The organism is Bartonella sp. B39, from assembly GCF_053795145.1.
Genome location: NZ_CP200036.1, coordinates 510,323 through 534,687 on the forward strand (window position 1 = coordinate 510,323; position 24,365 = coordinate 534,687).

General features: G+C 40.8%; 25 protein-coding genes. 13 read left to right on the plus strand and 12 right to left on the minus strand.

Translation table 11 applies throughout. From position 1 onward, the window contains the following. Positions 1-32 precede the first annotated feature (32 nt). From V4P57_RS02250 to V4P57_RS02275, 6 genes are all read left to right on the plus strand, one after another. Complete coding sequence (locus tag V4P57_RS02250; RefSeq protein WP_455466235.1) at positions 33-443, plus strand: hypothetical protein; 411 nt, start codon at positions 33-35, stop codon at positions 441-443. Positions 444-574: 131 nt separating this feature from the next. Beyond that, positions 575-2,917, plus strand: a complete 2,343-nt coding sequence (locus V4P57_RS02255; protein ID WP_455466579.1) for a phage tail tape measure protein — start codon at positions 575-577, stop codon at positions 2,915-2,917. A gap of 13 nt (positions 2,918-2,930) precedes the next feature. Continuing rightward, entirely contained in the window at positions 2,931-3,392 is a 462-nt protein-coding gene (locus V4P57_RS02260; RefSeq protein ID WP_455465574.1) for a phage tail protein, read from the plus strand. After that, a complete protein-coding gene (locus tag V4P57_RS02265) occupies positions 3,389-3,643 on the plus strand; it encodes a tail protein X (protein WP_455465472.1) in 255 nt (84 codons plus the stop codon). Before V4P57_RS02260 ends, V4P57_RS02265 begins: the two co-directional genes overlap by 4 nt. Beyond that, the gene (locus V4P57_RS02270) at positions 3,643-4,632 is read left to right on the plus strand and encodes a phage late control D family protein (protein ID WP_455466951.1); all 990 of its coding nucleotides are present in this window, start codon (positions 3,643-3,645) and stop codon (positions 4,630-4,632) included. The genes V4P57_RS02265 and V4P57_RS02270 overlap by 1 nt, the downstream gene beginning before the upstream one ends. A 140-nt stretch (positions 4,633-4,772) precedes the next feature. Continuing rightward, the gene (locus tag V4P57_RS02275; protein ID WP_455466580.1) at positions 4,773-5,591 is read left to right on the plus strand and encodes a DNA adenine methylase; all 819 of its coding nucleotides are present in this window, start codon (positions 4,773-4,775) and stop codon (positions 5,589-5,591) included. Positions 5,592-6,059: 468 nt separating this feature from the next. On the opposite strand, the gene V4P57_RS02280 is transcribed toward V4P57_RS02275, so the two are convergent. From V4P57_RS02280 to rpsF, 9 genes are all read right to left on the minus strand, one after another. Next, entirely contained in the window at positions 6,060-6,809 is a 750-nt protein-coding gene (locus V4P57_RS02280; protein ID WP_455466581.1) for an SDR family NAD(P)-dependent oxidoreductase, read from the minus strand. A 2-nt stretch (positions 6,810-6,811) separates the two neighbouring features. Continuing rightward, positions 6,812-8,305, minus strand: a complete 1,494-nt coding sequence (purF, locus tag V4P57_RS02285) for an amidophosphoribosyltransferase (RefSeq protein WP_455466582.1) — start codon at positions 8,303-8,305, stop codon at positions 6,812-6,814. A gap of 119 nt (positions 8,306-8,424) precedes the next feature. Continuing rightward, entirely contained in the window at positions 8,425-8,961 is a 537-nt protein-coding gene (locus tag V4P57_RS02290; RefSeq protein WP_455466583.1) for a CvpA family protein, read from the minus strand. Positions 8,962-9,102: 141 nt separating this feature from the next. Further along, positions 9,103-10,479: a DNA repair protein RadA gene (gene radA / locus V4P57_RS02295; protein WP_455466584.1), complete on the minus strand. Its 1,377-nt coding sequence runs from the start codon at positions 10,477-10,479 to the stop codon at positions 9,103-9,105. 6 nt (positions 10,480-10,485) lie between these two features. Beyond that, the gene (locus V4P57_RS02300) at positions 10,486-11,976 is read right to left on the minus strand and encodes a replicative DNA helicase (RefSeq protein ID WP_455466585.1); all 1,491 of its coding nucleotides are present in this window, start codon (positions 11,974-11,976) and stop codon (positions 10,486-10,488) included. A gap of 614 nt (positions 11,977-12,590) precedes the next feature. Beyond that, complete coding sequence (rplI, locus tag V4P57_RS02305; protein WP_455466586.1) at positions 12,591-13,163, minus strand: 50S ribosomal protein L9; 573 nt, start codon at positions 13,161-13,163, stop codon at positions 12,591-12,593. Positions 13,164-13,187: 24 nt separating this feature from the next. Continuing rightward, positions 13,188-14,168, minus strand: coding sequence for a hypothetical protein (locus V4P57_RS02310; protein WP_455466587.1), 981 nt, complete (start codon positions 14,166-14,168; stop codon positions 13,188-13,190). 153 nt (positions 14,169-14,321) lie between these two features. Continuing rightward, entirely contained in the window at positions 14,322-14,570 is a 249-nt protein-coding gene (gene rpsR / locus V4P57_RS02315; protein WP_455466588.1) for a 30S ribosomal protein S18, read from the minus strand. Then, positions 14,570-14,977, minus strand: coding sequence for a 30S ribosomal protein S6 (gene rpsF / locus V4P57_RS02320; protein ID WP_455466589.1), 408 nt, complete (start codon positions 14,975-14,977; stop codon positions 14,570-14,572). Before rpsF ends, rpsR begins: the two co-directional genes overlap by 1 nt. A gap of 350 nt (positions 14,978-15,327) precedes the next feature. On the opposite strand from rpsF, the gene V4P57_RS02325 reads away from it, so the two are divergent. From V4P57_RS02325 to gmk, 7 genes are all read left to right on the plus strand, one after another. After that, positions 15,328-15,915 (plus strand): undecaprenyl-diphosphatase, encoded by a 588-nt coding sequence (locus V4P57_RS02325; RefSeq protein ID WP_455466590.1) that lies wholly within the window; start codon positions 15,328-15,330, stop codon positions 15,913-15,915. A gap of 76 nt (positions 15,916-15,991) precedes the next feature. After that, on the plus strand, positions 15,992-16,936 hold the full coding sequence (fabD, locus tag V4P57_RS02330; RefSeq protein ID WP_455466591.1) for an ACP S-malonyltransferase: 945 nt from the start codon (positions 15,992-15,994) through the stop codon (positions 16,934-16,936). A gap of 19 nt (positions 16,937-16,955) precedes the next feature. After that, positions 16,956-17,693: a 3-oxoacyl-[acyl-carrier-protein] reductase gene (gene fabG / locus V4P57_RS02335; RefSeq protein WP_455466592.1), complete on the plus strand. Its 738-nt coding sequence runs from the start codon at positions 16,956-16,958 to the stop codon at positions 17,691-17,693. A 263-nt stretch (positions 17,694-17,956) separates the two neighbouring features. Beyond that, a complete protein-coding gene (locus V4P57_RS02340; RefSeq protein WP_455466593.1) occupies positions 17,957-18,193 on the plus strand; it encodes an acyl carrier protein in 237 nt (78 codons plus the stop codon). A 101-nt stretch (positions 18,194-18,294) separates the two neighbouring features. Continuing rightward, positions 18,295-19,557 carry a beta-ketoacyl-ACP synthase II gene (gene fabF, locus V4P57_RS02345; protein WP_455466594.1) on the plus strand — a complete coding sequence of 421 codons (1,263 nt, stop codon included), beginning with the start codon at positions 18,295-18,297 and terminating at the stop codon, positions 19,555-19,557. A 118-nt stretch (positions 19,558-19,675) separates the two neighbouring features. Then, entirely contained in the window at positions 19,676-20,785 is a 1,110-nt protein-coding gene (mltG, locus tag V4P57_RS02350; RefSeq protein ID WP_455466595.1) for an endolytic transglycosylase MltG, read from the plus strand. 68 nt (positions 20,786-20,853) lie between these two features. Beyond that, a complete protein-coding gene (gene gmk, locus V4P57_RS02355; protein ID WP_455466596.1) occupies positions 20,854-21,522 on the plus strand; it encodes a guanylate kinase in 669 nt (222 codons plus the stop codon). Positions 21,523-21,569: 47 nt separating this feature from the next. On the opposite strand, the gene rsmA is transcribed toward gmk, so the two are convergent. Genes rsmA through V4P57_RS02370 form a run of 3 tightly spaced genes read right to left on the minus strand, consistent with a single transcriptional unit; the run spans position 21,570 to position 24,360 of the window. Next, positions 21,570-22,400: a 16S rRNA (adenine(1518)-N(6)/adenine(1519)-N(6))-dimethyltransferase RsmA gene (rsmA, locus tag V4P57_RS02360; RefSeq protein ID WP_455466597.1), complete on the minus strand. Its 831-nt coding sequence runs from the start codon at positions 22,398-22,400 to the stop codon at positions 21,570-21,572. Beyond that, positions 22,391-23,404, minus strand: a complete 1,014-nt coding sequence (gene pdxA / locus V4P57_RS02365; RefSeq protein ID WP_455466598.1) for a 4-hydroxythreonine-4-phosphate dehydrogenase PdxA — start codon at positions 23,402-23,404, stop codon at positions 22,391-22,393. Before pdxA ends, rsmA begins: the two co-directional genes overlap by 10 nt. Continuing rightward, positions 23,404-24,360, minus strand: a complete 957-nt coding sequence (locus tag V4P57_RS02370) for a SurA N-terminal domain-containing protein (protein ID WP_455466599.1) — start codon at positions 24,358-24,360, stop codon at positions 23,404-23,406. The genes pdxA and V4P57_RS02370 overlap by 1 nt, the downstream gene beginning before the upstream one ends. Positions 24,361-24,365: the final 5 nt, after the last annotated feature.

Consider the following 24,365-nt stretch of genomic DNA (forward strand, 5'->3'; position numbering starts at 1 on the left):
ATTATTAGGGATCTCATTTATAGGAATTGATCATGACAAGTTTACAAACAACCATTGATGTGGAGTTGCAGGTTCCTCTTCTTTATCAAGACAAAAATGGCAAAGAATCTCTATACAAGAAACTGACCTTTTATCGCCCCACCTTCAAACAAGCCAAGCAATTAGCGGTGCTGATTGGACCACAGTTGACAGAGTTGCTTGGTTCTGAACTTGGAGAGCAAAAAACACTCACCAATGATGTGCTTATCACAAAGCTTTCTCAAGTTTTGTTCACAAGTGAGGCGACAGAAGGCATCACAGCGCTTTTAGCCGATATGTCACATGAATCTGTTGAACTGATTGATCGTCTTGATGTTGTTGACATTATTTCTGTCTTCAAGGTTTTTTTTGCTTTTTTTACGCAACGCCAATCCTTTATGCTGGACAATTTGGAGCAGAACTAGCGCTTTATTATCACTGGGCACCTTCAGAAATTAACCAGATGGATTGGCGGGATGTGATTTCCTATCGCAGCGAATTAGCACGCCTTAAAGCCCTAGAATATGAAAGCCATCAGTTAGGATAAAATACTCTCATGGATGTTTCCCTTGTTGTGCGTTTTGTTAATCATCTGCAAGAGGGGATAGCTTCTGCCAAGCGGGATCTTGCAGCCTTTAGTTCAGATGTTGCGCATTTCCAAAACAAGACAAGGCAGCACTTTAAAAATTGGTTTGACCCTGAGCATCTGAGGGAGGCAACAGCAAATGCGGAAAATGCTTTCAATCAAGCACGTGGGCGCATGGTGGGTGCCATTGCGCAAACAGCAACCTTGATTGCCCCTCTCTATAAAGCCATGCAATTTGACCAATCGATGAAAGGATTGGAAAAGGTTCTGGATGCGCCCCTTGAGCGCTTAAAAGCATTGCGCCGTTTTGCTTTGGAAACCTCCACCAAGATTCCGCTAGCGGCACGTGAAGTTTTGGAGCTGATGACCAGTGCCAGCCAAGCCGGCATCGGCGAGCAAGATCTAGAAGCTTTTAGCGTTTATGCTGCTAAAGCTGCAGTGGCTTTTGATATGACGGGGGATCAGATTGGGGAGCGCTTTGCTAAATTGCGCAATGTCTTTAAACTCAATCAGGAAGGTATTGAGGATTTAGGTGATGCCATCAATCATCTCTCCAATCATATGGCCGCCAAGGCCAGTGAGGTTTCCGATTTTACCAATCGTGCCACTGGTGCGGCAACCATGTTTAAACTCACGGCGCGTGAAACAGCGGCGTTTGGTACAGCAATGATTTCCGCTGGTATTGTTCCAGAAAGCGCAGCGCGTGGCTTTAACGTAATCAGTGCCCGCATTCAGGCGGGAGGCAAGCATATTGAGGATGCTTTTACCAATATCGGGCTATCCCGTGAAAAATTCATGGAAGATCTCGATAAAGATGCGACCGGTACCTTGGTTCGCTTTTTTGATGTTTTGGGCAAATCAGAACAGGGTATGCGTTCCCTGATTGCCATCGCTGGACGCGATTTTACCGGTGATTTTGCCAAATTGGTCGGCAATCCCGAATTGTTATGGCAAGCTCTAGAGTTTGTGAGAGATCCAAAAGTCTTTAAAGGCTCCGTGGAGCAAGAGGCGGACAAACAAGCAACCGGTGCGATGAGGCAATTTGAACTTTTGCAAAATCGTATCGTGGCGTTGGGGATTACCATTGGTGAAGTTTTATTGCCCCCTGTCAACAGTTTGATGGAAAGTGTTGGCAATTTTACCAATGGGTTGATGACATGGGCGAATGCCCATCCCACTTTAACAAGCGCTATCATCAAAACCATTGCCGCCCTGATGGCTTTTAATATTGCTCTGCGTGTGTTGCGTTTTACCATGGCTGGTACACGTCTTGGGTTTCTGCAGTTGATCAGCTCTTTTATCAAGCTTGGAGCACTCAGTCGTGGTCTTAAGGCAAATTGGCGAGGGTTAGCGGCTTCAGGTCGCTCACTGGGAATAATGGCGGCAGGGCTTGGTGGGAGATCACTGCGTCTTTTACGGCCGATAACTTTACTGGTGGCTACGTTTCGGGGGCTTATGGTCTCTGGTTCTGCATTCGCCGCCTCTTTTGGTTCGATAGGGACAGCGATAGAAGTGGTTGGGGCTGGCATTGCCTCTGTAGTTGGTGCTGTTTTTACCCCGATAGGGGCTCTGATTGCTGCTGTTGTGGCTGTGATCCTTACCGCTTGCTTTGCTTTGTGGAAATATTGGGATCGTTTCTCTTCCTTTGTCAAAGGCTTTGCACGGGGAATAACACGCGCTCTTAGTCGTGCCTTTGAAGCCGTCATGCGCTTTTTTGGTGCTGATACCGCAACCATCACCAAGTGGAAAAATATTATTGCCGCTGCTTTTGATTTCTCTCAAGCTTGGCAAAAATTCAAACAAGGACTTAACGCTGTTGGCAGGTGGTTTGGCAATGTGTGGGATGGGTTTAAACAAAGCCTTTCCAACTTTTGGCAATGGTTGGTTAGTTTTTTTGCTCAAGAAAAGCTCTCTGAGGATGCCAAAGCCGGTATGGAACAGGCGGGGGAGGACTTGGCCAATTGGATTGTCGATGGTTTTATGGCCTCCATCACGGGGTTGAGCGATTTTTTTACATCCTTGCCCCGCCGCATCAAGACATGGATTGGGTCGATTGATTTATCGGACCTTTTCCATTTGCCAAGTTGGCTTGGGGGCAAAACAGCCATTCAACCGATTGTGCAATTTGCGGGAAGCCATCACAAACAGGCTCCTGACACAGGGATAAGGGACAAAGACCGCTCCACCATCACCCATAATCAAAATGTCACGGTACATGTCAATGGTGCCCGTGATCCTATTGCCACTGGTCGTGCGGTAAGTCACGCCATTCAACGTGCACGTGCCAATGCCCTGCATGGGGGAACAGAATGAGGGGAGGGAGCCTATGAGAGATCCTTTGATGATGTTAGGACCACATCAATTTTATGTGGACTGGTTGAATTTCCAATCCTTTGAAGAAGAGTTTTCTGCCTCCTGGATCTCTATGGAGCGTTTTGGCAAGGCATCTGGTTTGCAATTTACCGGCTATGGTAATGATCCCAAAACCATCCATGGGGTTTTGTTTCCAGAAGAGTTTGGCGACCGTGAAGCGATAGATGCCATTACCCAAACGATTCGAGCAGCCAAACCCGTTGCGATGATCCGTTGGATCAATGATACCACCTATAGCGCCATTATGCATGGCTGCGTGGTGCTCACCAGTATTAGTAAAGACCATGATTATATCAGCCGCTCTGGCCAATCTCAGCGTCTCCGCTATTCCATTAGTCTCTTGCCCTTTTTTGATGGGGGAAAACCTCAAGGACAGTATCAGATGGGGCAATATCAGATGGGACAATGCCAATGAAGATAGCAGAAAAGCACATTGTTGTAGAGCTAGAGGATATGAGCTTAGACCTCATCTGCTTTCACCATGCCATGGCTGTGTTAGGGGATCGCTCTCGCGTGGGAGCTTTAAAAGGTTATTTAGAAGCCACATTGGAGGCCAATCCAGAGATTGCCAAATATGGTGTGCTTTTGCCACGTGGATTGCGTGTGATACTTCCTGAATTTGTGTTGTCTAATCCCCAAAGCATGGTGAAGCGGCTATGGGATTAATGCGTACATACCCTTTTATTGTGGTTAAGGTGGGAGACAGACCTGTTCATGAAGTTTTTTACCAGCGTCTTTTAACGGCAACCATCACTGATAATGCCGGTAATGAAGCCGATACATTTGAAGCAGAATTTGACGATAGCGGTCATGATTTAAGTGTTCCGGCCAGCAACAGCACTCTACAGGTGATCTTTGGCTATGAGAACATCATCAGTGCGTTTATGGGGCGTTTTGTTGTTGAATCGGTTGTAAGTTCAGGCGGCAGTGAAGGAGAGATTTTACGCCTTTGTGGCAAAAGCGCCTCGATGCGTAAGGAACTCAAAGAACAAGCTAGTGAACATTTTGATCACAGAACCATTGGTGAGATTGTTGAGACACTCGCCAAGCGCCATGGCTATCAAGCAAAGATCAGTCCCCAGTTGACCAAACAAGCTTTGCCTTATGTGATTCGTACAGATCAATCTGCGGTTGATTTTTTAACCCGCCTTGCTGACCGCATGCAGGCACGTTTTTTGATCAAGGACAATAAGTTTTTATTTTTAAGCGGAGACAATTTACCAGCACTCGAACTTCATAAGCACGACTGTTCCAGTTGGGAATTCACGTTGGAGCCACGCACGCAATACGGTGTGGTGGAAGCTTCTTATTTTGATCGCTCAAAAGGGCAGCAATACCAAGTCAAACATAAGACAGGGGTTAGCGGACCTGTGCGTCGTCTGCGGACTTGTTATACCTGCAAGGAAGAGGCGTTAGCAGTAGCGGCATCAGAATCAGACCGACTTTGCCGTGCTGTGGGGAGTGGTTCTTTGACCCTTGAGGGTTATCCAGAAATCATGGCCGATCAACCTCTTTTGCTACAGGGGTTCCGCAGCGAAATCAATGGTTCATGGAAAGCCGCAACCGTCACCCATCGCTATGAGAAATCAAGCGGATACACCACAGAAATTACACTGGAAGCACCAAACAAAAGGGAGGAGAGACACAATAAATAGAGGCTGGGCTGGTTACCCAGCCAACGGGGATAGTTTAGCGACACACCCGTCCGATGCCAAAACACATAACATCGCAGCCACTTCTTATCACTTGAAGCAATGAGAAGGCGGCTATCATGTATGGAAGAAGTTAAAAAAGTATGGATACACTTTATGCTGAAACATTAAAATCTGTTGATCCTATCACACCAGCTAGTGCTTATATTGGTGGTAAAATCAAGTTGTCTAAAACCCTTATCAGAATCATTGAAAGCATTCCTCATAAAACTTATGCAGAACCTTTTGTTGGCATGGGAGGAATATTCTTTAGACGAAAATTGAAACCTTTATATGAAGTGATCAATGATCGTTCAGGTGATGTGGTGAATTTTTTTCGGGTGTTGCAACGCCATTATCAGCCATTTACGGATTTGTTAAAGTTCCAGATTAGCAGCCGTGAAGTATTTCAACACTTCTCTTTACAAGATCCCAAAACCCTTACGGATTTAGAGAGGGCTGTACGATTTTTCTATCTGCAGCGTTTGAGTTTTGGTGGTCAGGTAACCAATCGTAAGTTTAGAGTTGATCCTCACTGCACTGCACAGTTTAATCCTTTGAAACTTGAAGCCTTGTTAAAGCTTATTTACCGTCGTTTATCCACGGTCACCATTGAACATTTAAATTGGTCTGACTTTATTCTTCGCTATGATCGTCCACAGGTGTTTTTTTATCTTGATCCACCTTATTTTGGCGTTGAGCCCTATTATGGAAAGGATTTGTTTAAGCGGGAGGATTACCAGACCATGTCTGCGCTCCTTGCGCAATTAAAGGGGAAGTTTCTTCTTTCACTCAATGATGTGCCAGAGATCCGAAAAACCTTTAGTCAATTTCAGATAAAAGAGGTCACAACATCTTACACATGTGGTTTAAATCGTGCGACTCCTGCCAAAGAACTGATCATCTCAAATTGTGATTTTTAACAGAAAAAAAAGACTCATTCAAAGAGTCTTTAAATGATCTTTGAAGACCCTTTTAGAACCCCTTAAAAAACCCTGTGAAAAAAAATAAATTGGTGCAAAACTAGGTGGCAAATAGTGCAAAACCTGCTGGCAAGCTACAATCATTTCACAGTGGCGATTGTGAAGGGTATAACGCAAAATCCATTGTGCTCCACTACGTCTTTATAAGAAAAGATAAAAACCGGTAATACCATTATGTTTACCAATTTCTAATGTGATGACTTCTCTTGCATTGGGAGGATTTATGATAGGCGTGTTTGTTCTTTTCTTAAACGATTTTATCCACACGTTTATTCCATGTATAGCATACAAACGAGCATTTTTTCTGATTTATAATAAGAGGGATTGAAATGAGAGAACCTTACTGTATTTGAAAATTTCATTTGAGTTGCAAAACAATGAGCTATTTTTATAAGTCAATATATTACCTTAATCAGGTACACGATAATCCGTAAAGCGATTTTTACGAACATTAAAGAGTTTGCCCGTTTCTTTTAAATCAGGTAGGAGTAAATGCACTATCTTTGCTGCAACTTCTTGTGGTGAAGGAAGAGTTTGAGGATCCTCACCAGGCATGGCTTGTGCACGCATAGCAGTGCGTGTTGCACCAGGATCAACGCAGTTAATCTTAATAGGAGTTTGCTTTAGCTCTTCTGCCCAACAACGGGCAATAACTTCTAAAGCAGCTTTAGAAGCTGCGTAAGGTCCCCAAAAAGCGCGTGCAACATGAGCAACACTTGAGGACAACAGAATCGCTCGTCCAGCATCAGACTTACGCAATAAGGGTTCAACAGCTTTCATTAAACGCCATTGGCTGATAAGGTTTATTTGAAAAACATCTTCAAATGCCGTATTTTCAATATGCGCTATTGGCGAGAGTGTTCCAAGAATTCCTGCATTTGCAACCACAATATCAAGTTTTTCCCAGCGCTTAGCAATAGAAACACTGAGAATATCAATGTTTTCCACATGATGTAAGTCGAGTGGAACAAGTGTTGCGCGAGCACCTTTTTCTCTGATTTGATTGTCCAATTCAGTGAGTCCACTAATTGTACGTGCAAGAGCGATAATATGAGCGCCGCGTGCTGCGAGCGCCAATGCTAAATGATAGCCAATTCCTCTTGAAGCACCTGTAACAAGTGCAACACGTCCATGGAGGCTAAAATCAAATTTTGTCATTATTAATTTCTTGTTTTAAGGACAGATGATTGATGAATTTGGGGGATACTTTCTTGATCAACCAGATGTGTAGGGTAATGTCCGGTAAAATAATGGTCAGTAAATTGCGGATCAGCGTTATTTCGTTTTTCTCCTGCTACAGCGAGATATAGGCCATCTGTTGAAAGAAATTCTAGTGAGTCAGCTCCAACAAAATTACACATGGACTTTAAGTCTGGATATTGATTAGCCAACAAGCTTTCAATTTTAGGTGTATCAATACCATAAAAATCCGGATAGAAAATCATAGGACTAGAAACGCGCATATGTACTTCTTTTGCTCCGGCATCGCGGAGCATTCGCACAATTTTGAGGGACGTTGTTCCACGTACAATGGAGTCATCAACTAAAATAACGCGTCTCCCTTTGATAACAGAACGATTTGCAGAATGCTTTAATTTTACTCCAAAAGCACGAATTTGTTGTGTTGGTTCAATAAAAGTACGGCCGACATAGTGATTACGAATAATACCAAGTTCAAAGGGAATTCCAATTTCTTGTGCATAGCCAATTGCAGCAGGTGTTCCGCCATCAGGAACAGGAACTACAACATCACCTTCACAAGGGGCTTCCTGCGCCAAATGGATTCCCATATTTTTACGTACCGTATAAACATTACGTCCTCCAACGATTGAATCAGGACGCGCAAAATAGACATATTCAAAAAGGCAGAGTTTTTCTGGTTTCTTGTTCTCTGGTTTTATGATTTTTTTAGTGATTTCCCCATTTTTTTGTATTTCGCATATAATAATTTCCCCATTTTTGACATCGCGAACATATTTTGCTCCAATGATATCAAGTGCACATGTTTCGGAACAAAAGATTGGTTTACCATCAAGTTCACCCATTACGAGAGGTCGAATACCTGTTGGATCGCGTGCAGCAATAAGCTTGGTACGCGTGAGCGCTAACATAGCATATCCACCTTCTACTTGCCGAATAGCATCAACAAAGCGATCAGATGACGATTCATAACGTGAGCGGGCAATAAGATGGAGAAAAACTTCTGAATCTGATGTTGATTGACAGATGGCACCTGAGGCAATGAGTTCATGGCGTAATGTAAGGCCATTGGTGAGATTGCCATTATGAGCAATAGCAATACCTCCAGCTTTTAATTCAGCAAAAAGAGGCTGAACGTTACGTAATGCTACTTCTCCAGTTGTTGAATAACGAGTATGTCCGATAGCACGATTTCCTGGTAAACGGGCAAGTGTTGCGGGATTTGTATAGTGATCACCGACAAGACCTAAATGCTTTTCTTGATGAAACATTTTATTATGGTAGGAAACAATTCCAGCTGCTTCTTGTCCACGATGCTGAAGTGCATGGAGCCCGAGAGCTGTTAATGTTGCCGCATCTTCATGCCCAAGAATACCAAAAACCCCACATTCTTCATGAAGGGTATCGTCATCCAATGAAAACTCCTGACAGGAAATATCGCTTTTTGTCATCATATTCTTTCAGCCACGATATGAGAAATGATTATATTATACTTCACGTATTATTTGGAACTCTTTGCCTATAACGAACTGTTCTCCATTTTCCAAATCACCTTTTCACGAAAGTGCTTATCCTATGTATTAGTGCCATCTCTTTTAAAAATTTTTTCTGCCTTTTCGAGAATAGTATCGAAATCTTTAGGAAGTATTTCTAAAACTTTTTGTCCCAATGAATCTAAAACGGGTTTTGTTGTTGCATTTTTTAACCAATTAGCTTGGTGCTCGGGTTTAACAAGCGCATTAATAAGTAACATGCCGATGACCATGATGAATAAACCGCGGAATGCTCCAAAAATAAAACCAATAGTACGGTCGAGGATGCCAATTCGACTATCAATAATAAAATCAGAGATCTTCATTGTAATGATTGAAGTAATAATAAGAACAATAATAAAAATCGTGACTAATGTTGTAATCAATGCAATCATTTTGTTAGAGAGATATTGCTCAAAAAAGGGCAATACAGGCTTGAATAAAAACAGTGTAGCAACAGCTGCGATTACCCAAGAAACCAACGATAGCAGCTCGCGTGAAAACCCTCGGAGCATAGCAAGAAAAGCGGACAACAGGATGACTGCTACGACAATTCCATCAAGGACTGTTATGATCATTTGTTTGTTCCTTATACATAAAGTTGTGTTCTTTTAAGGTAGTATATGAATGCATTTCTAATTACGCTATTTTTGTTTTTATAGCAGGGATCTTTTATATTTTGTAGAGTTTTTTCTATATTATCATATGTACGGTGCAGATCATTTTTTACCTGCAGTAATAGTGACAACCAGCTCAGGAAGGTCAGAGAATGTTTTTTGTTGAAAATTGAACGATTTCGTCATTTCAGTTGTAGTGGCAGGTTGAACAGCTCCTTGGAAGCCTAGTTTTTTTGCTTCATTGATACGTTGTGCTGAATGTGCAACAGCGCGGATGGCTCCTGAAAGGCTGATTTCACCAAAATAGACATGATCGGTTGGAAGAGGGATGTTTGCGAGAGAGGATACCAAAGCTGCTGCAACAGCTAAATCAGCTGCTGGTTCTGATATGCGATATCCGCCCGCAACATTAAGATAGACATCATGCTGTCCAAAGCGAACACCACAATAGGCTTCTAGCACAGCGAGAATCATTGAAAGGCGATTTCCATCCCATCCCACAACAGCTCGTCGTGGTGTTCCAAGTGAAGAGGGAGCAACAAGCGCTTGGATCTCTACTAATATAGGGCGTGTTCCTTCCATTCCTGCAAAAACAGCAGCCCCTGGTGCTTTTTCATTTCGTTCACCTAAAAAAAGTTCGGATGGATTTATTACTTCCCGTAATCCCTTATCAGACATTTCAAAAACACCAATTTCATCAGTTGGTCCAAAGCGGTTTTTTACAGTTCTAAGGATTCGATAATGATGCCCCCCTTCACCTTCAAAATAGAGAACAGCATCAACCATATGTTCAACAACACGGGGACCAGCAATTTGTCCATCTTTTGTAACATGCCCGACAAGAACAACAGCTGTTCCTGTTTTTTTTGCAAATCGAATCATTGCTTGAGCACTGATACGCACTTGTGTGACGGTGCCAGGTGCTGAATCCGCTGCATCTGACCATAGAGTTTGAATGGAATCGATAATAACCATATCAAGATTTTTATGTTCACCTAAGGTTGCAAGAATATCTTCAACATTAGTTTCAGCGGCGAGTTTTACCTCTGTATTGGCAGCCCCAAGCCTTCGAGCACGTAAACAGATTTGTGCAATAGCTTCCTCACCTGAAACATAGATAACATTATATCCTTTTCGCGATAAAGTAGCAGCTGCTTGTGTCAGTAACGTTGATTTTCCAATACCTGGATCGCCACCAACAAGTAATGCTGATCCACGCACAAAGCCTCCGCCGGTGACACGATCAAGTTCAACAATACCAGAATGGATACGAGGATTATCTTGAAGATCTCCAGAAAGAGATGTTAGTGCAATAATACGTCCTTTACGGATATTTTGTGTAGGTCCACTGCCAATACCACTATTTTCATTTTCTTCGATAAGGGAATTCCATTCGCCACAGGAATTACATTTTCCAGCCCAACGTGAATGGACGGTTCCACAATTTTGACAAATAAATTGAATACGATTGCGCGCCATGATGATTTAACCGATTTGTTCTGGAAGGTAATCATTGTCTGCCAGATCACTGAAGCGCGTGAAATCAGCCTGAAAGGCAAGATGAACAGTTCCTGTTGGTCCATGACGTTGTTTTGCAACAATAACATCAGCTTTTCCGAAAGCTTTGTCCATCGTGTTTTGCCATTTTTCATATTCGAGAGTACCTATCTTTGGTTCTTCATTTTTGAGATAATATTCTTCACGATATACGAAAAGTACGATATCGGCATCTTGCTCAATCGAACCAGATTCACGTAAATCTGAGAGTTGTGGGCGCTTATCTGTTCGATTTTCCACTTGGCGAGAAAGCTGTGAAAGAGCAATGATGGGAATATTCAATTCTTTTGCTAATGCTTTTAATCCTGTGGTAATCTCTGTAATTTCTTGAACACGATTTTCTGAGGAGCGCTTTGAACGGCTTGTCATGAGCTGGATATAGTCAATAATCAGGACATCCAAACCATGTTGCCGCTTGAGACGTCGTGCACGGGAAGCCAATTGTGTAATTGATATACCACCAGTTTGATCAATATAAAGCGGTGCTTTTTGTAAGCGATTCATTGCGCGGATGATTTTAGAAAATTGCTCTTCTGAAATATTTCCCCGCCGAATATCAGAAGAAGAGATCTCTATTTGTTCAGAAATAATACGGGTTGCAAGTTGTTCTGATGACATTTCAAGCGAGAAAAAACCAACAATACCTCCTTCATTTTCTTCTGTTTTTCCATCACGATTGCAAGCACTGGCAATATTAAAGGCAATATTGGTAGCCAGTGATGTTTTTCCCATACCAGGGCGTCCAGCGAGAATGATCAAGTCAGATTTTTGTAATCCTCCCATTTTTTCATCAAGTGTTTTAATGTGAGTAGCTATCCCAGATAAATGTGAAGAACGCTTTTTAGCAGCACTTGCCATATCAAGCGCTTTTTTGACAGCTTCATTAAAATTTTCAAATCCACCACCATATTTTCCTTTTTCTGCTAGTTCAAACAACTGTTGTTCAACAGTTTCAATTTGTTGCGTGGGTGTAAATTCTACAGGGGCATCAAAGGCTGTATTGACAATTTGAGTTCCAAGATTAATCAAAGAGCGTCGGATAAAAAGATCATAGATGACTCGTCCATAATCTTCTGTATTAATGATTGTTACTGCTTCTTTTGCTAAACGAATAACGTAATTATATACGGTGATATTTGCAATTTTTTCTTCCGCTGGAATAAATGGTTTGATGGTAACCGGATCTGCAACTTTTCCTTTTTCTATAAGATGAGATAAAACGGTATAGATTTTTTGATGTAATGGTTCAAAAAAATGTTCGGGCTTCAAAAAATCTGACACGCGATCATGAGCATCATTGTTGATGAGAAGTGCTCCAAGCAATGCTTGTTCAGCTTCAATGTTGTGTGGGAGTTGTTGAAAAGAAGAGGAAACTTCTTTTTGCGAAGAGCTGAAATTGACAACGCTTGTTTCTTCCATAACAGTTTTTTCCACTCAAATTTCACATTTAGCTACTTAGATGTATATCAAAAGGACAGAACGGCAGATCTTATTTTAAAACAAAATCCACTTTCAATTTTTTAGGCTCTCTTCGAGTACTGATTCAGTATCTGTGTATTATTTATATGTAACTTATTCCTGTACATTTCTTATAATATGTAAGTTTTTCATACTACACTTTTGATGTTAAAAAAAACAATGCTCTGTTTCAAATTTTTTGGTATTATATGACGAAAAAGTTTCAATATCGCGATGCGTAAAATCACTTTTCTTTATGATAAAAGTTATTTTAAATGAAGTGAGGATGTAGTCAATTAACTACTTTATATAAATACCACTCTTTTAAAGAATGGGGATTTGAGTAATTATCTTTACACGGCGATGTATGGGGACAGTTTCACTTAGTGTGTTTATATCTCTTGATGTGGTATGTTTTTACACAATACACTAAACACTTCTTTCTCGTTAAGAATTTAGTTTTCTAGTGATAAAACAACAAAATGCTCAGCCTTTTGAGCTAAGCATTTTATAATACACCAATACATTAAACAACAGAAAAATAAAAAATACACGACAGGAAATAAAAATAGCAATTAAGCTTCTTCATTAATACTGCTTGCATCGTTCTCATTATTTTCCTCTTGTACGGATTCTTCCTGAATATTATATATTGCTTCAGCAGAAGTTAGATTTTCACCTTCCGCTTGACGTTGTGCTTCACTAGCTGAACGTGCAACATTAATGATCACAGAAATTTGAACTTCAGGGTGTAGGCTAAGAGTAATGGGATGGAGACCGATAGTTTTTATTGGATGATTAAGCTCAACTTGATTGCGTCCAATAGAAAAGCCTTCATCTGTTATAATTTCAGAAATATCACGCGTTGATACAGAACCGTAAAGTTGCCCCGTTTCACCAGCTGAACGGACGGCGATAAATGATTTACCATCAAGTTTTTCGGCAATTTTTTGTGCTTCGCTTTTGCGTTCAAGATTACGTGCTTCAAGTTGAGCGCGCTGGATTTCAAAATGCTTTTTATTAGCTTCATTTGCGCGTAAAGCTTTACCTTGAGGCAAGAGAAAGTTACGTGCATAACCATCTTTAACTGAGACAATATCACCCATCTGACCAAGACGAGGAATACGCTCAAGTAGAATAATATCCATAGTTTTTCCTTTCGAACAAATAAATTAATTAAGTTTTTTATGTGATTGAAAATTGTATTGAATAGCTGCCCAAATACCCATCAAAAGCATCATGAAAGAAATAGGCGGAGCAAAAACAACGGTTAAAATGGCAATATAAACAAGACAGAGTATAATAATCCGACCGTTAATCCCTTTCGTAATGTTATGGAGATACGCTAGACCACTGATTGATATGATGACAGTGTATGCAGTACTAAAGACACGGGTACTTAAGTTAACAGTAGTGCTCAACTCAACCATTGATGCTATGCAAACGATAATGAAAATAAAAATTCCAGAAATTGGGATACGGAAAGTTTTGTTCCAATCATCACGGGGTCTTTTCAGCCATTTCATATGCTGTGCTGCTATCATTGAAAAATAAAGGTTACCAATGAGAAAAATCAAACTATAAATAGTCAAAGCAACAGCAGTCAAAGTTGCTGTATGCGTCATTACAAGCTCATTAAAAGCGCGTATATCGGCTTCTTTTATTGACTGTGATTGTTGCATAGCTTGTGCTATGTCTGCAGTGACTTTTTTTGCAATGATGGGTGTGGAAGGACGGGTTTGAATATAGAGCCCAATGAAAGTTGCTATAAGAGCGATAAGGTTAGTTAAATGAAAAATAACTGATGATAATGGGTACCATATTAGTGTGTTTTTCTTTTGCGCTGGTCGTGCAAGCCCAAGGAGCCAAGAAGCATAGACAGCAGGAAGGAAGAATAACAGCATAAAGCCAAAACCAATATGAGCGTTAGTGACTATGATAAGAACAACAGTGGCGCTTATTAAGGCAACAAGGCTGGCTAATGTTCCTTGACCGAATGCAACAATGAAAATTGGGAGTGAAAGAAAGCAACTAAGAAGAAGAGAGAAATAAGGCGCGATATTTGCGACACTAATGATTACCATTCCTACAACAACAGCAAACAATCCTGCCAAAATACCGGCCATTATTTTATAAGCATGAAAGTTTTTCATTTATCGCTGTCCTGCTTTCTGCAGTTAGGGACATTATAATGCCCCAACTTTTAGTATTTTATACATCTTTGCATAGCCTACAATGGGCTGTGTCGCTGAACTACACAAGAGAAGCGACTGGAGAGATACTCCAGCTGCATAATACACTTGATATCATCTTATAACGTATGGAAGCAAGCCTAGAAAACGAGCACGTTTGACGGCATTAGCCAATTCACGCTGTTTTTTCTGACTGACGGCTGTAATCCGTGAAGGAACGATTTTTCCACGTTCTGAAATATAACGCTGCAACAATTTGACATCTTTATAATCAATTTTGGGAGCATTAGCACCTGAAAACGGGCACGTTTTGCGACGACGGTGAAAGGGACGACGTGTTGCTGTCTGATTAATATCAGTCATCATTCTACTCCTTCTATGGCATCTTCACGTTGACGACGTGGGGAGCGAAGGCGCTCTTCATCTTGATCAACGTGACCATTACGATCAAGGCGCGAAAGCATAGCAGACTTTTCTTTTTCATGCTTTTCTACGCGAATGGTCATATAACGCAAAATATCTTCATTGATGCGCATTTGACGTTCAACTTCAGCAATTGCTGCGGCTGGTGCATCGATATTAATTAGTACGTAATGAGCCTTACGGTTTTTGCGAATACGATAAGCGAGAGGGCGAAGACCCCAATTTTCTACACGCTCAACCTTTCCACCATGTGCTTCAATGACACCTTTGTAGACATTCAAAAGTTCATCAATTTGCTGCGGTGCAATGTCCTGTCGAGCAAGAAACATATGTTCATAAAGAGTCATTGCTTTGCCTTTCTTCAATTAAACTTTACCGGTTTTAGCGCAAAGCCTCTGCGACTTGTCTTTTTTGGAGATCCAAAGAAGAAAGGACGCGTTTGCAATTCGAGACATCCGAGAGCGGAGATACGGGAGGTCGGAAACATTGCATTTCCTGCTGATTATTTTCAGTCCTCCGTTCAACCCCCGGCTAAAATACCGATAATGAACGTTTGACATTTACAGCTTATCTTTAAAAATAGCAAGTTTATGCGCATAAAAAAATTAATTTATTGAATCTTGATATATCTTTTATACGGTTTCACTCTTTTACAAAGAGACAATGCTGTAAAGCTACAAACATGAAGGAGAGAAGAATGGATTTTTTTAATCGAATTGATGTTGTACTTTTTGAAATGTTTGCTGGCAGTCATCAATCTTGGTCGGTTTTAGTTTTGTTTAGTATTTTTTGTGCAAAATTTTTGATTTACATTATTCCTATACATCTTTGTGCACTGTGGTTTTGCGGTGAAAATATGGAACGACGTGCAGCGCTAAGTATTTGTGCAAGCATTTGTGCGGCTCTTTTTTTAGGCTATCTCATTTCTCTTATTTATTTTCACCCACGCCCGTTTGTTGTGGGTTTAACGACACCTTTGATTAAGCATCGTGCAACAGCTTCTTTTCCGAGTAATCATGCCTTGACTATTACATCTTATACGGCGATTCTTTATTTTTACCGATATAAAGTTGCCTTTAAGTTTGCAGTGATGTTTTCATGCTTAATCTGTTGGGGGCGTATTTTTGTTGGTGTACATTATCCCTTTGATATTTTAGCTGGTACAATTTTAGGAAGTTTCATAAGTTGGGGTGTTTTTCAGTTTATGGCGCCGTATTTCCCTAAGTTTTTATATCAAATTCCGCCATTAAAATATAATTTTAAGAGAGATATGCGTTCTAAATAAGTTACTTTGTCTTGATTTGTGTTGATGAATAAGGTCAAAAGAAAAAAAATGAATTGCACAATTTAGGAGTCGATTGATGGTGGCAGCTTTTACTTTTCCAGGGCAGGGAAGCCAGTTTGTTGGTATGGGCAAAATACTTACAGAGCAATTTGTTGCAGCGCGGATGGTTTTTGAAGAAGTGGATGATGCTTTAGGTGAGAAATTATCAGAGATCATTTTTGAAGGACCAGCAGATGTTTTAACATTAACAGTAAATGCACAACCAGCATTAATGGCCGTATCCATGGCAGTTATTCGTGTGATGGAACAATTGGGGCTGAATATAAAAACACAAGTAAAATTTGTTGCAGGCCATTCTTTAGGCGAATACTCAGCTCTTTGTGCTGCTGGTACATTTAGTCTTACTGATACAGCAAGGCTCTTGCGGATTCGTGGCAATGCCATGCAGGCAGCAGTTGCTGTCGGTGAAGGTTCCATGGCAGCACTGATTGGTTTGGATGAGAAAGATGTGGAAAAAATTTGCAAAACGGTTTCTGAAGAAGGACTATGCCAGATTGCTAATGATAATGGTGGTGGGCAAATTGTTATTTCAGGTGAAGCAAAAGCAGTTGAAGCAGCAGTAGAGATTGCATCAAAAAAAGGTGCTAAACGTGCGCTTCTTCTTCCGGTTTCTGCGCCTTTCCATTCGTCCTTAATGCAGTCTGCTGCTGATGCCATGAAGAATGCATTTTTGACTGTTAACAAAATTGCTCCTCTTGTTCCTCTTGTTGCTAATGTTTCTGTTGCGCCAGAGAGTGATCCAGAGCATATTGTTGCGCTTCTTGTTGAACAAGTGACTGGAAGAGTGCGATGGCGCGAAACGATAGAGTGGATTGGCACCAATGGAGTTGATACGCTTTTTGAAGTTGGTGCTGGAAAAGTATTAACGGGTTTAGCGCGTCGTATTAATAAGGATATAAAGGGATTAACAATTGGGACAGCTGAGGAAATAGAAGTAGCACTACGAGTGCTTGGCGTTTAATCTATGAAGGAGTCTGAAGATGTTTAAATTAACAGGTCGTAAAGCTCTTGTAACGGGAGCGTCGGGAGGAATTGGTGAGTCCATAGCGCGTTGTTTTCATGCGCAAGGAGCAGTTGTTGGGCTCCATGGAACCCGTGAAGACAAGCTTAAAGAAGTTGCGGCAGATCTAGGAAAAGATGTTTTTATTTTTCCTGCTAATCTTTCTGATCGTAAATCTGTTAAGCAATTGGCTGAAACAGCAGAAAGAGAAATGGGGGGTGTTGATATCCTTGTTAACAATGCAGGAATCACCCGAGATGGTCTTTTTGTACGTATGCAGGATCAAGACTGGGATGATGTCTTAGCTGTTAATTTAACAGCTGCTTCTATTTTGACACGTGAACTGACACATTCTATGATGCGACGTCGTTATGGAAGGGTTATTAACATAACATCCATTGTTGGGGTTGTTGGAAATCCTGGACAAACGAACTACTGTGCTGCAAAAGCTGGTTTGATAGGATTTTCTAAAGCATTGGCGCAGGAAATTGCTTCACGGAACATCACGGTTAATTGTATTGCTCCAGGATTTATTAAATCCGCTATGACTGACAAACTTAACGAAAAGCAAAAAGAAACTATTATGGCTGCGATTCCAATGAAGCGTATGGGGAGTGGACAAGAAATAGCTTTCTCTGCTGTTTATTTAGCAAGCGATGAAGCAGCATACGTGACAGGCCAAACACTACACGTCAACGGTGGAATGGCAATGATCTGAGTATTTTCTTTATTCTACATTGATTTATAAATTGTATTATTTTAGATAGTATGAATGAAGTGGAAAAACATATCCATTTTCCTAATATGGTAAGTTGATCAATTTATGTCGGAATATCAGATTGATTCATTGTCTAGGGGATATCCACAGGATGTTTTAGGTCATTGCTAAAATCTTTAGGGTAAATGCATCTATTTCTTGATTAGAGGATCCGATATAGCTAACCAAATTATAGGAAATAATATAACTTTGAGGATTTCAATATGAGTGATACAGTAGAGCGCGTTAAGAAAATTATCGTGGAGCATCTTGGAGTTAATGCAGATAAGGTGGTAGAAAATGCGAACTTTATCGATGATCTGGGAGCAGATAGCCTTGATACGGTTGAGCTTGTTATGGCTTTTGAAGAAGAGTTTGGTGTAGAAATCCCAGATGAGGCCGCTGAAACGATTTTCACAGTAGGTGATGCAGTCAAATTTATCGATAAAGCTTCTGCGTGATAGCTGAAAGGCAAAAGCATTTTACGTTTTTGCCTATATTCTTTGGAGCCATTTTGAGAAGTGAGCTTTGAGAGGTGAATATTAATTCAAGGTTGTAAGTTATGAGACGCGTTGTTGTTACTGGTTTAGGATTGGTATCTCCATTAGCTGGCGATGTCGAATATAGTTGGAAACGGCTTCTTGAAGGGAAGAGTGGTGTTCGACGCATTGCTGAGTTCGATGTCTCCGATTTAGCATGCCAGATTGCTGCGCGCATTCCCTTGGGGGATGGAACGGATGGTACGTATAATGCCGATTTGTATATGGATCCCAAGGAACAGCGTAAGGTTGATGGGTTTATTGTTTATGCAATGGCGGCTGCTGGCCAAGCACTTGCGGATGCTGAATGGTTTCCCAAGAGTGATGAAGATCAGGTTTGCACAGGTGTATTAATTGGTTCAGGTATTGGTGGCATTGAAGGCATTGTTGAGGCCGGTTATACGCTTCGTGATAAAGGTCCTCGGCGTGTTTCTCCTTTTTTTATTCCGGGACGTTTGATTAATCTTGCTTCTGGTTATGTGTCTATTAAATATGGTTTGCGCGGTCCTAATCATTCAGTTGTAACGGCTTGTTCGACAGGTGCACATGCGATTGGTGATGCAGCGCGTTTGATTGCATTTGGTGATGCCGATGTTATGGTAGCTGGGGGTACTGAATCTCCGATAAATCGAATATCTCTTGCTGGTTTTGCTGCTTGTAGAGCTCTTTCTACTTGTCGTAATGATGATCCTGAGCGAGCATCACGTCCTTATGATGCTGATCGTGATGGTTTTGTGATGGGTGAGGGGGCTGCAATTGTTATTTTAGAAGAGCTTGAACATGCAAAAAAGAGGGGGGCTCGTATTTATGCTGAGCTTATTGGCTATGGTTTATCTGGCGATGCTTATCACATTACTGCGCCTTCAGAGAGTGGTGAAGGGGCACAACGTAGTATGATGGCTGCTCTTAAGCGTGCACAAGTGAATGTAAGCGAACTTGATTACATTAATGCCCACGGGACTTCGACGATGGCCGATGCCATAGAGTTGGCGGCTGTTGAGCGTGTTTTAGGGCATTATGCACCACAAGTGTCCATGTCATCAACAAAGTCATCTGTGGGGCATTTGCTTGGTGCTGCTGGTGCCGCTGAGACTATTTTTTGTGTTTTAGCTATACGGGATAATATAGCTCCGGCGACGCTCAATCTTGATAACCCATCGATTGAAACGAAAATCGATCTTGTTCCACATAAACCGCGCGAACGAAAAATTGATACAGTTCTCTCAAATTCTTTTGGGTTTGGTGGAACAAATGCATCTTTGGTGATTCGGCGCTTTGGGGGATGAGTAAGTATTTTCATTTGTTTTTGTTGCTTCTAAGTTTTCTTCTTTACTATATTCATTATAGGGTTTGAGTAAAAAATTGCAGTGCAGTACAACCTAGAAATTATTGAGGTTGATAGTTATGTCCAGTGTGAAAAATGAAAGGCCACTAAAGGACGTAGATGATTCCTCTTCGAATCATTTAGGGGATAATAATGATATGTCAGCGTATAAGAGACGAAAGAAGTCGTATATTGTACGTAGTCCGTTGGTCATTCTCGGTCATTTTTTTCTGATGCTGATTGTGGTTATTATTTTGGCCACAAGCATTCCCCTTTATATTGGAAAAAGTATTTTTGAAGGAAAGGGAGTGATGGAGGGAGAGCAAGTTGTTCTTATCTCTCCTGGAACAGGAATTCGTGAAATTGCTTCACTACTTGAAAAACGTGGTCTTATTCGATCATCGGATGTTTTTGTTTATGGCGTTGGTTATCACCAAAAAACAACACATCTTAAAGCGGGTGAGTATTTAATACCAGCACATGCTTCGATGCAAGATATTATGGATATCCTTGTGAAAGGTAAATCTATTGAATATACTTTTACAGTGCCAGAAGGTTTGACGGTTCAACAAGTTTTCGATCGATTAGCTGCCAATGAAATTTTGATTGGGGATCTTCCGAAAATTTTGCCTCCAGAGGGCAGTTTGATGACGGATACTGTTCGTTTTGTTCGCGGTACGACGCGCAAAGAAATTATAAATAGACTGCGTGAAGGACAGACAAAATTAATTAATGCAATATGGGCTACTCGCTCACCTGATTTACCAATCAAATCTATCGATGAATTTGTTATATTGGCATCGATTGTTGAGAAAGAGACAGGAGTTGCATCAGAGAGACCGAAGGTTGCCGCGGTGTTTTATAACCGTCTTGCAAAACATATGCGCCTTCAATCTGATCCAACGGTAATTTATGGTCTCTTTGGTGGAAAAGGAATGCCGTCTGGTCGTGCAATTTACCGTTCAGATCTTGAGAAGGAAACACCATATAATACTTATAAAATTGATGGTTTGCCACCAACAGCTATTGCGAATCCAGGCCGAGATTCTTTGAAAGCGGTGGCGCATTCACCAAGAAGTGATGTACTCTATTTTGTAGCTGATGGTTCAGGAGGGCACGTTTTTTCTAGAACTTTGGAGGAGCATAATATGAATGTTCGTAAGTGGCGTGCATTAAAAGCAACACATTAATTTTTGGGAATGTAAAAAACGTATTATTGAAGTTTTGACGCAAAGTTTAAGAAAAGTAGAGTGATATTATGACATTCTTTAAGAGTGAAGTAAGTGCTAAGAAAATAAATCGGCGTCGCGGTTTTTTATTTATTCTCTCTTCACCTTCAGGAGCTGGTAAATCAACCCTTTCTCAGTTACTTCTGAAGGATGGGAAATTAGAGCTCTCCGTGAGTATGACAACACGGCAAAGACGTCCTAGTGAGGTAGATGGTCTCCATTATCATTTTATTTCAAAGAAGGAGTTTGAGCATAAGCGTGACGGAAATGAATTTATTGAATGGGCGGAAGTTCATGGAAATTATTATGGAACTTTACGTGAAAGCGTTGAAAACGTGTTGAATGCTGGTCAAGATATGTTATTTGATATTGATTATCAAGGCACCCAGCAGCTTCAAAAAAAGATGCCAGAGGATATTGTATCTGTTTTTATTCTTCCACCATCAATGAAAGAGCTTATTTCTCGTTTACATCGTCGAGCAGAAGATAGTCAAGATAACATTGGTCTGCGGTTAAACAATGCACGAACGGAGATACAACATTGGCGTTCTTACGATTATGTTGTGGTTAATGAGGATTTAAACAAGTCCGTGGCGTTTATTAAGTCAATTTATTTGGCAGAAACAATGAAACGTGAGCGATGTTTTTCCTTTTTTGAATCTTTCGTTGATAAGCTTATTACTGAAAAGATTGACTAATATCCTTATTATTTTGAAAAGGAGTGATGGGCAAAGAGTTATGCTTTTTAGATCATCAAATTAGCCAAAGTTACAAATTCGGAAATTGAGAGCGTTTCAGCTCTGCGTGTTCCATCAATTCCAGCTTTTTCTAAAAGCTTTTCACCTCCAATTGTTTTGAGATTTTGACGAAGCATTTTTCGTCGTTGTCCAAAAGCAGTTTTTGTTACAAAACTCAGATTTTCTGCAGAGCAGGTGAGAGGTTGTGTCCGCGGAATAATATGGACAACGGAGGAAGTTATTTTGGGTGCTGGTGTGAAGGCTTGAGGAGGTACATCAAACGCAATTTTAGCAATAGTACGCCAGCCGGTTAAGACACTAAGACGTCCATAGTGTGCAGATTGAGGTTTAGCTGTAATACGTTTGGCAACTTCACGTTGAAACATTAATGTCATTGATTCATAAAAAGGAGGCCATGGTTCAGCCAACAACCAATTTAGTAAGAGTTGTGTTCCAATATTATAGGGAAGATTCGCAATAATGCGTGGTTTTTCTAAGTTTTTTTCAAAGAGTTTTGAGAAATCCTGCTTCAGCGCATCATTACAAATAAGTTTTAGTTTTTTCGGATAGTGCTTTTCTATCTCTAAGAGAGCCGGTATACAACGCTCATCACGCTCTATGGCTGTTACAATGGCACCTTTTGCAAGCAAGGCGCGTGTCAAACCTCCAGGACCTGAGCCCACTTCAATAACAGGTTTTCCTTTTATATTTCCTGCTTGATGAGCAATTTTAGATGTTAAATTAAGATCGAAAAGGAAATTTTGGCCCAAAGATTTATGAGCTTGCAATCCATATGTGTCAATTACCTCACGAAGAGGAGGTAGATTATCTATTGGCATAGCGTCAAACTATTTTCGGCAAGTTGATTTGCAAGTTTAAGAGCAGCAATAAAGCTTTCGGGAGAGGCTATCCCCTTATCAGCAATATCAAAAGCAGTTCCGTGATCTGGAGAAGTACGAATAAAAGGGAGTCCTAAAGTGATATTGACAGTGGTGTCAAAGTCCAGTGTCTTAACAGGAATAAGCGCTTGATCATGATACATGCAAAGGGCAACATCATATGCCTTTCTTGCACGTTCGTGGAACATTGTATCGGCAGGCAGTGGGCCTATAATATTGAGTCCTTTATTTTTAAGATATTCAATAGCGGGTATGATAATTTCAATATCTTCTTTTCCCATCGCACCTTCTTCTCCCGCATGAGGATTAAGACCAGCAACGGCTAGACGGGGTTCAGTTATTTTAAATCGTATTCTCAAGTCGCGTTCAGTAATGAATGCTGTTTGAATGATTATCTGACGAGTGAGGTATGATGGAACTTCCTTGAATGGGATATGAACAGTAATGGGGACCGTTTTTAATCGAGGTCCAGATAACATCATAACCGGATGATAGCATTTACCAGAGGTTTGATGGGCTACATGCGCTAAAAATTCTGTATGTCCTGGAAATTCAAACCCAGCATCATAAAGGCTTTTTTTTGCAATAGGGCAAGTGATAAGTGCACACGCATGACCACTTTGAATCAATTGAACTCCACGTTTAATCGCTTCAATTATTCCAGCAGCATTATTCGGTGAAGGGAGGCCTAATTGATTATTTTGTCGGTTTTTTAACGGTATTACAGGAAGAGCAGTTTGGAAATTTTTTACGGAATTATTTGTTAAAACAGATTCCACTTCAACATCGATTTGTAAAAAGTGAGCGCGCGCACGAATAACATCTGGATCAGCAAGAAGCACAAAAGGCGGAATTTGGCGCGTAATACGCAAACTCCATGCCTTTAATGCTATTTCAGGACCAATTCCGGCAGGATCACCACCACTAACAACAAGCACAGCCATTATGAGTTTTGAATACGTGCTACCCGCCGCAATTCTTCTAGATATTTTTCGCTCAATTTCTCAAGTTTTTGCGGGCTTCTTTGCTTGCTATCTTGAATGGAAAATATCAGCCGAGCTACATAATCATCAGAAACTCTTTTTATTTTGCACACAGCAAGCGCTTCAATTCCATCAGATGTTTCTTGAAATTGAGTCATTTTTCCGGCAGGTGTTGCAAGGATAGCCTGTTCCCATGCACTGGGAAGTTGAGGTTCGAGAAATTTTCCTAAGTGGCGGATAGTAACGTCCAAAATACCTCTTGCTTGGTTTTGAGCGTTAGCACATCCTCTAAAATGTGCTCGGAAATTTCTTGCTTCTTTTTGGCGTCTTTCAAAGATTTCTGAACGGCGATGTGCAGGAATGACGAAAATAATTCGTTGTAACGTGTATTCATTGGTTGAAGGCTTTATACCACCATTTTTTAATATTCTACGCACAGCTTCTTGTTCGCTAATCATACCAGTTTCAGCTTGATAGCGTGCACTAACGAGACGGCCCCACCCTATTTGTCCACGGATATAATCCTTAAAGTGTTGCACTGTGATATCATTTTGAATCAGAATCTGGTTGAGCTGATCAATGGTCATGTTATTTTGCGTTGCAAAGTTCTCAAAAGCACTGTCAACCTCATTATTGCTTACCTCAATATTACGGCGCTTTATTTCAATATTTTTGAGAGTTTCATTAACAAGCTCACTTCTCGCTTGTGTAACAAGATTACCCTGTTTTTGTTGCAATCTGAGAAAAGCAGCACGCCTTTGAATATCGTAATTGGTGATAGGACTGCCATTGACTGTGACAACGACGGCTGTCTGCGCGAAGACCGATGAAATTAGAGATTCACTCACCATTAGATTGCTTACACTCAAAGATGCAATACAAAATAAAGTAAGAATACGCTTTTTCAATTTGTTCATATAAG

What these genes read in the sequence shown, in the direction of transcription:
- V4P57_RS02250 (WP_455466235.1), top strand. Translation starts at nt 33, where the DNA reads ATGACAAGTTTACAAACAACCATTGATGTGGAGTTGCAGGTTCCTCTT.
- mltG (WP_455466595.1), top strand. Translation starts at nt 19,676, where the DNA reads ATGTCCAGTGTGAAAAATGAAAGGCCACTAAAGGACGTAGATGATTCC.
- rsmA (WP_455466597.1), bottom strand. Translation starts at nt 22,400, where the DNA reads ATGCCAATAGATAATCTACCTCCTCTTCGTGAGGTAATTGACACATAT.
- V4P57_RS02265 (WP_455465472.1), top strand. Translation starts at nt 3,389, where the DNA reads ATGAAGATAGCAGAAAAGCACATTGTTGTAGAGCTAGAGGATATGAGC.
- fabG (WP_455466592.1), top strand. Translation starts at nt 16,956, where the DNA reads ATGTTTAAATTAACAGGTCGTAAAGCTCTTGTAACGGGAGCGTCGGGA.
- rpsF (WP_455466589.1), bottom strand. Translation starts at nt 14,977, where the DNA reads ATGACTCTTTATGAACATATGTTTCTTGCTCGACAGGACATTGCACCG.
- V4P57_RS02280 (WP_455466581.1), bottom strand. Translation starts at nt 6,809, where the DNA reads ATGACAAAATTTGATTTTAGCCTCCATGGACGTGTTGCACTTGTTACA.
- radA (WP_455466584.1), bottom strand. Translation starts at nt 10,479, where the DNA reads ATGGCGCGCAATCGTATTCAATTTATTTGTCAAAATTGTGGAACCGTC.
- fabD (WP_455466591.1), top strand. Translation starts at nt 15,992, where the DNA reads ATGGTGGCAGCTTTTACTTTTCCAGGGCAGGGAAGCCAGTTTGTTGGT.
- V4P57_RS02370 (WP_455466599.1), bottom strand. Translation starts at nt 24,360, where the DNA reads ATGAACAAATTGAAAAAGCGTATTCTTACTTTATTTTGTATTGCATCT.
- V4P57_RS02270 (WP_455466951.1), top strand. Translation starts at nt 3,643, where the DNA reads ATGCGTACATACCCTTTTATTGTGGTTAAGGTGGGAGACAGACCTGTT.
- V4P57_RS02260 (WP_455465574.1), top strand. Translation starts at nt 2,931, where the DNA reads ATGAGAGATCCTTTGATGATGTTAGGACCACATCAATTTTATGTGGAC.
- V4P57_RS02255 (WP_455466579.1), top strand. Translation starts at nt 575, where the DNA reads ATGGATGTTTCCCTTGTTGTGCGTTTTGTTAATCATCTGCAAGAGGGG.
- rpsR (WP_455466588.1), bottom strand. Translation starts at nt 14,570, where the DNA reads ATGACTGATATTAATCAGACAGCAACACGTCGTCCCTTTCACCGTCGT.
- V4P57_RS02325 (WP_455466590.1), top strand. Translation starts at nt 15,328, where the DNA reads ATGGATTTTTTTAATCGAATTGATGTTGTACTTTTTGAAATGTTTGCT.
- V4P57_RS02300 (WP_455466585.1), bottom strand. Translation starts at nt 11,976, where the DNA reads ATGGAAGAAACAAGCGTTGTCAATTTCAGCTCTTCGCAAAAAGAAGTT.
- V4P57_RS02290 (WP_455466583.1), bottom strand. Translation starts at nt 8,961, where the DNA reads ATGATCATAACAGTCCTTGATGGAATTGTCGTAGCAGTCATCCTGTTG.
- V4P57_RS02340 (WP_455466593.1), top strand. Translation starts at nt 17,957, where the DNA reads ATGAGTGATACAGTAGAGCGCGTTAAGAAAATTATCGTGGAGCATCTT.
- fabF (WP_455466594.1), top strand. Translation starts at nt 18,295, where the DNA reads ATGAGACGCGTTGTTGTTACTGGTTTAGGATTGGTATCTCCATTAGCT.
- purF (WP_455466582.1), bottom strand. Translation starts at nt 8,305, where the DNA reads ATGATGACAAAAAGCGATATTTCCTGTCAGGAGTTTTCATTGGATGAC.
- V4P57_RS02310 (WP_455466587.1), bottom strand. Translation starts at nt 14,168, where the DNA reads ATGAAAAACTTTCATGCTTATAAAATAATGGCCGGTATTTTGGCAGGA.
- rplI (WP_455466586.1), bottom strand. Translation starts at nt 13,163, where the DNA reads ATGGATATTATTCTACTTGAGCGTATTCCTCGTCTTGGTCAGATGGGT.
- V4P57_RS02275 (WP_455466580.1), top strand. Translation starts at nt 4,773, where the DNA reads ATGGATACACTTTATGCTGAAACATTAAAATCTGTTGATCCTATCACA.
- pdxA (WP_455466598.1), bottom strand. Translation starts at nt 23,404, where the DNA reads ATGGCTGTGCTTGTTGTTAGTGGTGGTGATCCTGCCGGAATTGGTCCT.
- gmk (WP_455466596.1), top strand. Translation starts at nt 20,854, where the DNA reads ATGACATTCTTTAAGAGTGAAGTAAGTGCTAAGAAAATAAATCGGCGT.